Origin of the sequence: Clostridium sp. E02 (assembly GCF_003833015.1) — a bacterium.
GTDB lineage: Bacteria > Bacillota > Clostridia > Lachnospirales > Lachnospiraceae > Lacrimispora.
The window spans coordinates 18597-30490 of sequence record NZ_RJLQ01000015.1 but is presented as its reverse complement, the minus strand read 5'-3'; the positions used below and the strand labels follow the sequence as shown (position 1 = coordinate 30490).

13 protein-coding genes are annotated in these 11894 nt (G+C 37.6%); 2 read left to right on the top strand and 11 right to left on the bottom strand.

The genetic code is table 11. The features are described from left to right. Positions 1–345 precede the first annotated feature (345 nt). A complete protein-coding gene (gene coaW, locus EFT72_RS12310; protein ID WP_124067223.1) occupies positions 346–1188 on the top strand; it encodes a type II pantothenate kinase in 843 nt (280 codons plus the stop codon). Positions 1189–1308: 120 nt separating this feature from the next. Here the strand turns inward: coaW and EFT72_RS12305 are convergent, their stop codons facing one another. From EFT72_RS12305 to EFT72_RS12295, 3 genes are read right to left on the bottom strand one after another with little or no spacing between them, the layout of a single operon-like run. Continuing rightward, positions 1309–1815, bottom strand: coding sequence for a DUF4446 family protein (locus tag EFT72_RS12305; protein WP_124067222.1), 507 nt, complete (start codon positions 1813–1815; stop codon positions 1309–1311). Between the two features lie 24 nt (positions 1816–1839). Then, positions 1840–2781 (bottom strand): ParB/RepB/Spo0J family partition protein, encoded by a 942-nt coding sequence (locus EFT72_RS12300; RefSeq protein WP_124067221.1) that lies wholly within the window; start codon positions 2779–2781, stop codon positions 1840–1842. A 2-nt stretch (positions 2782–2783) separates the two neighbouring features. Then, positions 2784–3554: an AAA family ATPase gene (locus tag EFT72_RS12295; RefSeq protein ID WP_124067220.1), complete on the bottom strand. Its 771-nt coding sequence runs from the start codon at positions 3552–3554 to the stop codon at positions 2784–2786. Positions 3555–3787: 233 nt separating this feature from the next. On the opposite strand from EFT72_RS12295, the gene EFT72_RS12290 reads away from it, so the two are divergent. Continuing rightward, positions 3788–4738 (top strand): alpha/beta fold hydrolase, encoded by a 951-nt coding sequence (locus EFT72_RS12290; RefSeq protein WP_124067219.1) that lies wholly within the window; start codon positions 3788–3790, stop codon positions 4736–4738. A gap of 104 nt (positions 4739–4842) precedes the next feature. Here the strand turns inward: EFT72_RS12290 and rsmG are convergent, their stop codons facing one another. The 8 genes from rsmG to rpmH form a co-directional block, all read right to left on the bottom strand. After that, entirely contained in the window at positions 4843–5574 is a 732-nt protein-coding gene (gene rsmG / locus EFT72_RS12285) for a 16S rRNA (guanine(527)-N(7))-methyltransferase RsmG (RefSeq protein WP_124067218.1), read from the bottom strand. Then, positions 5571–7484: a tRNA uridine-5-carboxymethylaminomethyl(34) synthesis enzyme MnmG gene (gene mnmG / locus EFT72_RS12280; RefSeq protein ID WP_124067217.1), complete on the bottom strand. Its 1914-nt coding sequence runs from the start codon at positions 7482–7484 to the stop codon at positions 5571–5573. Before mnmG ends, rsmG begins: the two co-directional genes overlap by 4 nt. 18 nt (positions 7485–7502) lie before the next feature. Beyond that, positions 7503–8882, bottom strand: a complete 1380-nt coding sequence (mnmE, locus tag EFT72_RS12275; RefSeq protein WP_124067216.1) for a tRNA uridine-5-carboxymethylaminomethyl(34) synthesis GTPase MnmE — start codon at positions 8880–8882, stop codon at positions 7503–7505. Between the two features lie 116 nt (positions 8883–8998). Continuing rightward, on the bottom strand, positions 8999–9664 hold the full coding sequence (jag, locus tag EFT72_RS12270; protein WP_124067215.1) for an RNA-binding cell elongation regulator Jag/EloR: 666 nt from the start codon (positions 9662–9664) through the stop codon (positions 8999–9001). Positions 9665–9676: 12 nt separating this feature from the next. Continuing rightward, positions 9677–10957 carry a YidC/Oxa1 family membrane protein insertase gene (locus tag EFT72_RS12265; RefSeq protein WP_124067214.1) on the bottom strand — a complete coding sequence of 427 codons (1281 nt, stop codon included), beginning with the start codon at positions 10955–10957 and terminating at the stop codon, positions 9677–9679. Positions 10958–10976: 19 nt separating this feature from the next. Beyond that, positions 10977–11192: a membrane protein insertion efficiency factor YidD gene (yidD, locus tag EFT72_RS12260; RefSeq protein WP_124067213.1), complete on the bottom strand. Its 216-nt coding sequence runs from the start codon at positions 11190–11192 to the stop codon at positions 10977–10979. Positions 11193–11199: 7 nt separating this feature from the next. Then, entirely contained in the window at positions 11200–11547 is a 348-nt protein-coding gene (gene rnpA / locus EFT72_RS12255) for a ribonuclease P protein component (RefSeq protein WP_124067212.1), read from the bottom strand. A gap of 72 nt (positions 11548–11619) precedes the next feature. Continuing rightward, positions 11620–11754 (bottom strand): 50S ribosomal protein L34, encoded by a 135-nt coding sequence (gene rpmH, locus EFT72_RS12250; RefSeq protein ID WP_124067211.1) that lies wholly within the window; start codon positions 11752–11754, stop codon positions 11620–11622. Between the last annotated feature and the right edge of the window lie 140 nt (positions 11755–11894).

Sequence of the window (11894 nt, the reverse complement as noted above, 5' to 3'; positions counted from 1 at the left end):
TTGTAATATCATTATATTATATCGTTATTTTTTTGTCAATGTTATTTATCACAAAATTATACATGGTTCGAGTGATTTTTTATATAAATGTAATAAATATTTTTTTACTTATATAATAGGAACATCAGGGGTTAAATCTTTGTTAAATTCAGCTTTTTCTCTTGTTATATTTATTAAAGTACCCAAATATACAATTGGATTTCTTTCAAATTTTGCGGAAAATTGGACGTATTTTAAAACTTGGCAATCCTTTCTATGTATGGTATAGTTAGCCCAAGAACCATACTAGAAACAACTGTAATACTGGTTTTATAACCAGATACAAAAATAAGGGGATTTTAACTTATGAAAATAACCATAGGAATTGATCTTGGAGGAAGTACCACCAAGATAGTTGGGTTTCATGATCATAAACTAAAGATACCAACGTTTGTCAAAGCAGATAACCCCATTGCTTCTCTCTTTGGTGCTTTGGGAAAATTTATTTACGACAACAACATGCAACTAAGTGAAATAGAAAAAATTATGATCACTGGAGTTGGAAGTGCCTATGTGGAACAGTCCCTATATGGCATTCCTACCTATAAAGTGAATGAATTTATTTGCAATGGACTTGGCGGTCAATATTTTACCGGATTAAAAGATTTGATTGTAGTCAGCATGGGAACTGGTACCTCTATCGTTCAAGTGAACGAAGATTCCATCGTTCATACGGGTGGAATCGGCATTGGAGGCGGAACCATCGTTGGACTGTCCAGCCTTCTTTTAAAGACCCAGGATATATCTAGAATAATGGAACTCGCAAGCAAGGGGACTTTAAGTAACATCGACTTACAGATACAGGATATATCAAAGACTGCTCTTCCTGGTCTCCCATTGTCTGCAACTGCCTCTAATTTTGGTAAGGTCAGAAGTCAGGTTTCCGATGAAGATATTGCGATTGGTCTTATTCATATGGTGCTTCAAACCATTGGTAAATCTGCTATTTTATCTTCATTAAACAGCAACATCCATAATTTTGTTATGACTGGTAACCTTGCTAAATTTCCACAGTGCAAAGAAGTCTTTCAGTCACTTGAGAGTATGTTTGATGTTCATTTCATTATACCGGATCAAGCCGAATACAGTACTGCGATCGGTGCCGCACTCACAGAGGACCATCATATGGAGATGAAACAGATATTATAAATAAGATCGGGTATTCTGCTATATCTTTCCCACTACTGGGCGAATTCGGGACGAACACCCGTTGGAACGTGTGCCCGTGGGGCACACGCAAATAAAAAGTGCGGCAGTATGCCGCACTTTTTATGAATGATACCCCAGTGCACATTCGAGTGCAGCCTTTTCTTCACTTCCTAATAATACATCTGTTTCTCCTCGTTCTACCTCTTTGATGTATACATAACACCCTTCTCGACTATGGACTGAATTTAAAACAAAACCTGTATTGGTGTAATCCAACATTGCCAATGCAAAACTTAAATTTCCGCCCATCCCCTTAAATGCATTATATTTTATTAGACCAAATTTCTGATATGCACTTCGGTAGTTTTTATTCGTATTTCGCAACGAATCTTTATTTGCCCGGTCTTCGTCCTTTAATTTAGCGATATCCTCCATCTGTTCCATGATGATTTCTTCCAGGGTCTCTGCGTCTTTTCCCCTCATAAAATAATCGTACCTGCGATACAGTTTTCGCATCTGAACCAGACATAGGATTATAACGATCAGCAATATTATAGTAAGCGCTCCTAAACCTATGATTAAAAAGGCTGGATCGATCGGGAGCTGATTCAATATACTGTTGTCCATTCTTTCGTCCTCACTTCCATGATGTTATCTTATGGATTCTATTAACTCTACTATTCTTTCCAATTCCGCCTCAGAATAGTACTCAATTTCAACTCTTCCTTTATTTTTATCTTTTTTATTGATACTGACCTTCGTACCCATAGCAGTTTTCATCCGTTCTTCCAGTTCCCGAAAGATCAATAAAACACTTTCCTCTTCTCCCTTTTTTTCCTTAGGTTCTTTCTTTTTCGACAAAGATTTTACCAGCTTTTCTACTTCACGCACACTTAAGTTTTCGGCTGCTATTTTACCAGCAAGTTGAAACTGTAATTCTTTATCTTCAATTCCAAGCAATGCTCTGGCATGTCCACTGCTGATCTCATTCTGAATCAACATGTCTTGAACTTTTTCATCTAATTTAAGCAGACGCATACTATTGGTTATGGTAACTCGATTCTTTGCTACTCTAGCCGCTATCTCATCCTGCTTCAATTCAAACTCCTGCATCAATCTTTGATATGCCCTTGCTTCTTCTATGGGATTTAAGTCTTCCCTTTGAACATTTTCAATCAATGCAATTTCCATTGTCTGCTGTTTACCGTATTCACGAATTACAACCGGAACTTCTTTTAAACCAGCCAGTTTAGCGGCTCTCCATCTACGTTCCCCTGCTATGATCTCATAGAGATCTCCCTGTTTCTGTACCAAAAGAGGTTGCAACACCCCATATTCCTTCATCGATTCCGCCAATTCTAGAAGAGATTCTTCCCTAAAATCTTTTCTAGGTTGATGAAGATTCGGCTCAATGGAAGAAAGTTTTAAATATATCTCTTTTCCGTACTCAGGCTCCTTTGACTGTTTCCCCTGTTGTTCAACTAAATATTCATTCTTTTGCTGTTGTTGTTGATGATCTTCCGCAGCCGATTCCATCACTTCATCCCCAAAAATAGCACCTAGACCTTTTCCTAACCCTGTTCTTTTAGCCATAGTTATATCTCTTCTCCTCTACTTATTACTTCTGCGGCCAACAACCGATAACTTTCTGCTCCCGCTGATCTGGAATCATATAAATTAATCGGCATTCCATGGCTGGGAGCCTCTGCCAGTCTTACATTCCTGGGTATAATTGTTTTATAAATATTCTGATTTAGATTATTTTTAACACTTTCCACAACTTCCAAAGAAAGATTGGTTCTTGCATCGTACATCGTAAAGACCACGCCTTCCATTTCCAGAGTAGGATTTAACTTTTTTTTCACCAAATTTACTGTATTTAGTACTTGACTAAGCCCTTCTAGGGCATAATATTCACATTGAATGGGAACTAATACAGTATTTGCTGCTGTTAAGGCATTAATTGTCAATAGATTTAATGACGGAGGACAATCTATGATGATAAAGTCATAGTGATTCTTGATTTTTTCAAGATATGTTTTTAGGAGTGCTTCCTTATTTTCAATTTCCAATAATTCAATCTCAGCTCCTGCCAGTTCCACATTTGAAGGAAGAAGATCTAGATTTTCATATACATTGGCAATCATGCATTCTTCAATTTCGCACTCACCTACCAGCAAATCATAAACCGTTTGATCAATGGTTGTCTTCTCTATCCCCAACCCGCTGGTTTCATTCCCCTGTGGATCAAAATCCACAGCCAATACCCGTTGTCCTGATTCTGCAAGACAAGCAGATAGATTAATTGCAGTTGTCGTTTTACCGACACCGCCCTTTTGATTTGCTATTGCAATTATTCTTCCCATTTTATATTTTCTCCTGTTACAACTTTCGGAAATCGCAGTTCAAACTAAAGTATAGCACATTTTTTTTTTTTTTCCTATGGTTTCTTGTAAAATTTTACTTTTTTTCCTATAAATGTTTCACGTGAAACAATGATTTAAGTTTTAAGAATAAATTAATATGTTAGTCGTTGTAAGTCTTAGTGGATTATACTATAATAAGAAGAGATTAAGCTATATCAGGAGGTATATATAGAATGAAAACAAAGAACAAGCTACTGACCTTGCTTATATTATCCGCTAGTGCAGCCACTGCCACTGCTGTTCTAAATAAATGTATCAAAATTTCTGCATCCTCAAAAAACATACTGTCAGATAGTAAGTCACTGTGTTATAAGTGGAGATTTGGTAACATTCATTATACAAAAAGTGGGACAGGGAAGCCTCTCCTTCTCATTCATGACCTTAATTCATGTTCCAACGGTCAAGAGTGGAATTCCATGATTCCATTATTAAAAGAGAACTATACCATATATACCATTGATTTACTTGGGTGCGGGCGATCTGAAAAACCAAATCTAACTTATACCAACTTTCTTTACGTTCAAATGATCGTAGATTTTATTAAATCAGAAATTGGTCATCGTACCAATATAATTTCTTCCGGATCTTCTACCGCCATCGCACTTATGGCCTGTAACAATGCTCCTGAGTTGTTTGATCAGATCATGTGTATTAATCCAGAAAGTCTGCTTATGAGTAATCAGATTCCCAATAGACATGCTAAATTTTATAAATTTATTTTAGACTTACCCATATTAGGAACTTTACTTTATAACATCGCGACCAGCAAACAAGCGATCAGAGAAGAATTTACAAAGAATTATTTTTATAATCCATATACAGTAAAAAACTCCTTTATTGATCTGTATTATGAATCTGCTCATTTGGGAGATTCCCCTAAGTCCTTTTATGCCAGTGAAAAATGCAATTATATTAAGTGTAATGTAACCAATGCCTTAAAGAAAATCAACCATAGCATTTACATGGTTGGTGGGCGAGAGATGGACCACATGACAGATGTGATACGAGAATACAAAAAATATAATCCCGCAATCGAAAGTTCTTTTATTAATAATTCCAAATATCTTCCTCAGATGGAAAATCCTACCGAATTACTTCATGTAATTCAAATGTTTTTTGTCTGATTGTAGAAAACATATACGAGTTAATTCAATTTGAAATAAAAATGTTTCACGTGAAACATCCAATTCAATGGAACTAAGGTTCCAGGATGTTTCACGTGAAACATTTACTTTAATGGTTCTTTTGCTGGTACTCCAGGTTTTCTCGGATATCTCTTCGAGATTCCTTCCACTTTCTTTATCTTAACAAACGATCGCTCTGCATCTGCACCAGGTAGCGTGAAATTCTCAATTCCTTCAATCTTCCCACCTAATAAGAAAATAGCATGTTTGGCATCCGCTGCTTCTTGTGCAACCGTTCCAGATTTGTAAGATATAAAATATCCTCCCTCTTTTACAAAAGGAAGACAATATTCTGAAAGTGTGCTTAAGTTAGCAACCGCCCTTGATAAACTAAAGTCATATTGTTCTCGATATAATTTATCTCTTCCCAACTCTTCTGCTCTCCCATGAATTGCATTCATATCTTTCAAATCAAGTTGGTCAATTACTTCATTTAAAAATTTCACTCTTTTATTTAACGAATCCATTAATGTTATTTTCAAGTTTGGAAATACAATTTTTAATGGAATGCCCGGAAAGCCGGCTCCTGTTCCTACATCAATGATCTTATAGTTTGTTTGTCCCATATTATTTACCACTTTTATCAAAGACAAGCTATCAACGAAGTGCTTAATAACCACATCCTCCATTTCAGTGATTGTAGTTAAATTCATGACTTTATTCCATTCTTCCAATAACTCATAATACTTATAAAATTTCAGTATTTGATCCTGATCTAATTTAATTGGTAATAAAGCTAATTTTTCTTCCAATAATTTCTGAAACTCTTCATTCATGACTCATCCTCCCTACTCACAATTTTCTTTTTATGATGCCTTAACTGCTCTAAATAGACCAATAATACAGAAATGTCAGCAGGGGACACTCCCGATATTCTAGACGCCTGTCCGATGGACATGGGTTTGTATAAATTTAATTTTTGAATCGCTTCTTTTCTCAAACCTTTCACATCACTATAATCAAATTCTATAGACAGCTTCCGATTCTCTAATTTTTTATATTGTGATACCTGCTGTTTCTGTCTACGGATATATCCATCGTATTTAATATTTATGTTTACTTGTTCAGCTGCATCCTCAGTGAGGTATGGTCGTTTTTTATCTATATCAGTTAACATAAAATAATTTAATTCTGGTCTACGAACCAATTCAGCCAACGTTGTTCCCGTTTTTAAAGGGGTGCTCTCATGTGCCTCTAAAAACCCTTGAACTTCTTTCGAAGCTCCTATGTTTAAAGACTCCAGACGTTTCATTTCTTTCTCAATGGCAATTTCTTTTTCTTGCAGATTTTTATATTGTTCTTCACTCACAAGACCAATTTGGTAGCCAATTTTTCTTAGACGTATATCTGCATTGTCTTGTCGCAGCAAGAGTCTATACTCTGCCCTAGAAGTCATCATACGATAAGGTTCCTTGCTTTCTTTGGTCACGAGATCATCAATCAGCACGCCAATATAAGCTTGAGAACGATCTAGTATCACTGGATCTCTGCCCAACCGTTTCATGGCTGCATTGACCCCAGCCATAAAGCCCTGGACTGCCGCTTCCTCATACCCTGAACTTCCATTTAACTGCCCTCCGCTAAACAATCCCTTGATTGCTTTAAATTCCAGCGTAGCCGTTAATTGACGGGGATCAATACAATCATATTCTATGGCATAAGCATTCCTTACAATCTTGACGTTTTCAAGACCAGGCACGCTCCGGTACATGGCATGTTGAACATCCTCAGGCAAGGAACTAGACATCCCTCCCAGATACATCTCATTGGTATAAAGTCCCTCCGGTTCCACAAAAACCTGATGACGGTCCTTATCTGGAAACTTAACGACCTTGTCTTCAATAGAAGGACAATACCTTGGTCCCGTTCCTTCAATTGCACCAGAATATAAAGGAGAACGATCCAGATTTTTTCGAATAATTTCATGAGTAGTTTCATTTGTATACGTTAGCCAACAGGAAATCTGTTCCTTTTGTATGGTTGCCGGATCGGTAGAAAAAGAAAATGGAACGACTAACTTATCTCCAAACTGCTCCTCCATCTTTGAAAAATCAATGCTCCTTTTATCCACTCTAGCCGGCGTTCCTGTTTTAAATCTTCTGATCTCAATTCCCTGTGCCTTTAAAGATTCCGATAAGTGATTGGCTGACATTAATCCATTGGGACCTGTTTGAATGCTCACATCCCCATAAATACATCTGGAACTTAAATAGGTTCCTGTGGCTAATACCGCTGCTTTGCAATGATATAAAGCACCAGAACTGGTTTTTATTCCAGTTAATTCCCCATTGTTAACGACTAAATCAGAGACTTCTGCCTGCCTGATGGTCAGGTGATCCGTGTTCTCTAACGTTGTTCTCATGGTTCTTGTATAGTCCTGTTTATCTGCCTGAGCCCTAAGGGAATGAACAGCAGGTCCCTTAGACTGATTCAACATCTTGGACTGAATAAATGTACGGTCAATATTCTTTCCCATCTCACCGCCTAATGCATCTAGCTCTTTTACCAGATGCCCCTTAGAACTTCCTCCGATGTTCGGATTACATGGCATAAGTGCAATACTGTCAACACTAACGGTAAACAGTATTGTCTCTAAACCTAACCTGGCACATGCCAAAGCTGCCTCACATCCGGCATGTCCGGCACCCACAACAACAATGTCATAAGACTCCTCTAAATACTGCATTTTAATCTCCTTCCTCTCCTACTTACCCATACAGAATTTACGGAATATTTCGTTGACCAGATCTTCCTCCACGGACTCTCCGAGGATGGTTCCCAACTGTTCATACGCATCCATTAAATCAATGGAATAAAAATCCTCCGGCATCCCATTTAAAATACTCTCTTCCACCATACTAAGACTTTTCTGGGCCTGAAACAGAGCATTTTTATGCCTTGCATTGGTTATAAAAACTTGATCATTAAAATCAATTTTACCCTCATAAAACATGGATTTAATTTCATCTTCCATTTTCTTAATGCCTTGTTGTTCTTTTGCAGAAATAACGATCACAGGATGCCCTGTTTTCTCCCTTAACGCTTCCACAGTAAGAACCATAAAAAGGTCTGATTTATTCAAAACCACCAACACCTTCTTATCCCTTATAACCCGTAATATTTCCTCATCATTCTCATCGATTGGACAGGTTCCATCCACCACATAAATAATAAAATCCGCCTGATCTGCCGCACGCTTCGCTTTCTCTACACCAATTTTTTCGACTACATCATCAGTATCCCGAATTCCAGCCGTATCAATGATATTAAGACTTAGGTCTTCTAGAAGAATGGACTCCTTTAACGTATCTCTGGTTGTTCCGGCTATTTCCGTTACAATTGCCCGCTCCTCTCCCACCAAAGCATTTAACAGAGATGATTTTCCTGCATTGGGTTTTCCAAGAATTACCGTCTCTATTCCCTCAGACAAAACCCTTCCATTCTCCGATGACCGGATTAGTTCATCAATTTCTTCCTTCACAGGTCCTAATACCTTTTGAAGCGTTTCTCCATAACCGTCGAGTGAGATATGCTCCGGATCATCAAGAGCCGATTCGATAAAAGCAATCTGGTAGATTAATTTCTCTCTCATGTTTCGGACACGTTTGGAAACGGCTCCCTCCATCTGACGTACCGATGATTTTAATGCATATTGATTCTTTGCATGAATCACATCAATAACCGCCTCTGCCTGAGACAAATCCATTCTACCATTCAAAAATGCTCGTTTCGTAAATTCTCCAGGTTCCGCTGGTCTTGCACCATACTTTAAAACAGTCTCTAAAATCTTTCTGGTAACAAGAACCCCTCCATGACAATCAATCTCAACCGTATCCTCAGCGGTATAACTTTTTGGCCCTTTCATGATAAGAACCAACACTTCATCAATTGCCTCATCTCCGTCACATATAAATCCATAATGGATCGTATGTGAAGGCTCCTCGGATAATTTTTTTTCCTTTTTACCTTTTCCCTTAAATATCTGATCTATAATTTGAAAGGACTCTTCGCCGCTGATGCGAACAATCCCAATTCCAGAACTGGACGCAGCGGTAGCGATCGCCGCAATTGTATTCATTTTCATATTCCTTCACCTGCTTCTATTCTCGAAACACAATTTTATGGTTTGCATAATTTATTCTGATAAAAGAAAAGGGATGAGGGTGCCTTCCGACAGCCCCAACCCTCATCGTTGTCTGACTATTTATCTCTTTCTTGATACCGTTCTTTTCTTATATGATCCTTTTTCAATGAAATAACAACATGTCGAAATGGATCATCTCCATCACTTCTGGTATTTACAAACTTATCATTTTGAAGTGCGGAGTGAATAATACGTCTCTCATATGGATTCATAGGCTCCAATGAAACCGGTCGTTTGGTACGTTTCACCTTATAAGCAATATTCTTAGCAAGGGTCTCGAGAGTTTCTTTTCTTCTCTCTCTATAATTTTCCGTATCAATTTTAACTCTGATATATTCATTACTTTCCCTATTCACCACAAGACTTACAAGATACTGAAGAGAATCAAGCGTTTGTCCTCTCTTGCCGATCAATATCCCCATATTATCACCTGACATACCAATTGAAAGCTCCCGGTCTAATTCATGATAATTTAAATCCAAGGTAACTTTTAGATCCATAGCGTTAAATACATCGGAAAGAAATGTAGTTGCTTTATCTACGATCGTTTCTTTTCTTTTAGCGTGTATGATCGCCGGCTTCGTACCGAATAACCCCAGAATACCATTACTACCCTTATCAACAATTTCATATTCCAGTTTATCACTGGTTGTTTCCAACTCGATTAATGCCTTCGTAATCGCTTCATCCACGTTTTTTGCTGAAACTGTAATCATATCCATAGGTCCCCCTTCCTATTTGCTGTGCTTATCGTTGTACTTTTTAACCATACGTGCTTTTGCTGCAATGCTATTTGGGTTCAGATTTTCGTCTTTATAATATTCATTCGAGTCTTTGATCTGCTCCTTTGTCTTCTCCGTTTTTATACGAATTTCTTCTTCCTGTTTTTCATTCGAAGACTGAAGATTTTTTAGATTTGCAACTGCATTCTGAGATACACGCTGAGGCGGAAGCCCTTTCTTTGCACGTTTCTTATTCGCTTTTTCAACATTCATCTTAATCATCTCATCCATATCTATCCGGTTTAAATGACGATTCACCAATACCTGCTGAATGACCTGAAATACACTGGAGGAAATCCAGTAAATACCAATACCAGAAGCAAATGTGAAACAGAAAAACACTGACATTAAAGGCATAACCGTATTCATACTCTTCATCGATTGTGCCATAGCACCACCTTCATCCCCTGTCTTTTGAGGCTGGTTTACCGTCATAAGTTTCGCACTAAACCACTGACTGACACCAGCAAAAATAGGAATGAGGATTGCCAAACTAAAGTGAAATCCACCTCCAACAGGGAACAACATGCTATAGGGAGTTGACGCTAAGTTGACTCCAAAAAATGTATTCATGTTCTCAATCTGAGCCCCATTGGTTGCAATCGTATTCTGAATCGTGGGAAACAAATCTTGCAATAACTTCCATTGAGTTGGATTTAACTGATATAAAAAGTCAACCATTCCGTTACTCGTATTTAGATCTCCGATTCTTGCCATACTAACTTTGTGATCAGCTGCAAACTGTGTCAGCTGTGCCACATGATCCCCACCAAGGGAATAGATAGAATTAACCACGTTCTCATATAAAACTTTCACACTCTGAACGTAAGCAGGAATATGATAAATAACTTGATACAAAGCAAACAAGATTGGCATCTGAATCACCAGTTGGACGCATCCACCGGTCATCGATGTGCCATATTTTTCATAAACTGCCTGCATTTCCACGTTTTGCTTTCTCATGGATTCCTGATCAGTTTTTCCTTTGTACTTTTCCTTTATAACTGAAAGTTCCGGCTGCATAACGTTCATAAGTTTTGAAGATTTTTGTTGTTTTAATGTTAATGGGAACATAAGAAGCTTTGTTACAAGAGTAAATAATATAATACATAAACCAATATTCTGGATCCCGAATGTTTTCGTTAGATTAAAAAGCCAATCCATAACCACACCCAGAACAGTTGCAAACGGCCCCAGAACGCCTCCTACTTTAGTCAGTACTAAGAATTCCAATGAACTACCTCCTCATCTGTTACGGAACTGGATCATAACCGCCTTTTGCGAAAGGATTACACCGAATTATCCTTTTGCAAGCCAAAAATGTACCTTTCAACACGCCATACTTTTGAAGTGCTTCAATGGCGTATTGAGAGCACGTAGGCGTGTAGATGCAGTGAGTTCTTATTTTCAGAGGTGACAAAAATTTCTGATATCCCCTGATCAACAAAATCATGATTTTTTTTACCATAATAAGATCACTTCGATTCTTTTTTTATAATGTTATGAAGTCCGCACAAGTGCATATATGCACTTTCGATTGTCTTGTAATTTTCTTCCTTCGTTGCAGCTCTTGCAACGACAACGATGTCTAATCCTGTCTCAATCATTCCTACATGAAGCCTGAAGCTTTCTCTGATTAATCTGGTAATATGATGCCTTACAATACTATTACCAACCTTTTTGCTTACGGATATCCCGATTCTAGTATCCTGCCTGTCCGTCTTTAAAACATACATAACTAAAAGTTTGTTGGCATAGCTTTTACCTTTTTGATAAACTTCTTTAAAATCCTTGTTTTTCTTAATTGAATTAAAATGTTTCATTCTTCTCTTTCCCTTTTTCCTTTCTTGGAATTTAAGAAAAGAAAAGGCCACAATCACTTGCGGCCTGGTCCATTAAGCTGATAATTTTGCTCTTCCTTTTGCTCTTCTGGCAGCTATTACTTTTCTTCCACCTGGAGTGCTCATTCTGGCTCTAAAACCATGAACTCTTGATCTCTGTCTCTTTTTTGGCTGAAACGTCATCTTCATAATCTACGGACACCTCCTCTTATTACAATCGCTTATCATAGGCAATATGAATAAACACATTGAGACTATTTTTTATTAAACATCGTTTCAATTATATAGAAGAAACGTTGGTTCGTCAAGGGAAATATCAAATTATATCA

Coding starts and splice junctions, on each gene's coding strand:
- EFT72_RS12305 (WP_124067222.1), bottom strand. CDS start 1,815: ATGGACAACAGTATATTGAATCAGCTCCCGATCGATCCAGCCTTTTTA.
- rpmH (WP_124067211.1), bottom strand. CDS start 11,754: ATGAAGATGACGTTTCAGCCAAAAAAGAGACAGAGATCAAGAGTTCAT.
- EFT72_RS12290 (WP_124067219.1), top strand. CDS start 3,788: ATGAAAACAAAGAACAAGCTACTGACCTTGCTTATATTATCCGCTAGT.
- mnmG (WP_124067217.1), bottom strand. CDS start 7,484: ATGCAGTATTTAGAGGAGTCTTATGACATTGTTGTTGTGGGTGCCGGA.
- mnmE (WP_124067216.1), bottom strand. CDS start 8,882: ATGAAAATGAATACAATTGCGGCGATCGCTACCGCTGCGTCCAGTTCT.
- yidD (WP_124067213.1), bottom strand. CDS start 11,192: ATGGTAAAAAAAATCATGATTTTGTTGATCAGGGGATATCAGAAATTT.
- rnpA (WP_124067212.1), bottom strand. CDS start 11,547: ATGAAACATTTTAATTCAATTAAGAAAAACAAGGATTTTAAAGAAGTT.
- EFT72_RS12300 (WP_124067221.1), bottom strand. CDS start 2,781: ATGGCTAAAAGAACAGGGTTAGGAAAAGGTCTAGGTGCTATTTTTGGG.
- jag (WP_124067215.1), bottom strand. CDS start 9,664: ATGGATATGATTACAGTTTCAGCAAAAAACGTGGATGAAGCGATTACG.
- EFT72_RS12295 (WP_124067220.1), bottom strand. CDS start 3,554: ATGGGAAGAATAATTGCAATAGCAAATCAAAAGGGCGGTGTCGGTAAA.
- coaW (WP_124067223.1), top strand. CDS start 346: ATGAAAATAACCATAGGAATTGATCTTGGAGGAAGTACCACCAAGATA.
- rsmG (WP_124067218.1), bottom strand. CDS start 5,574: ATGAATGAAGAGTTTCAGAAATTATTGGAAGAAAAATTAGCTTTATTA.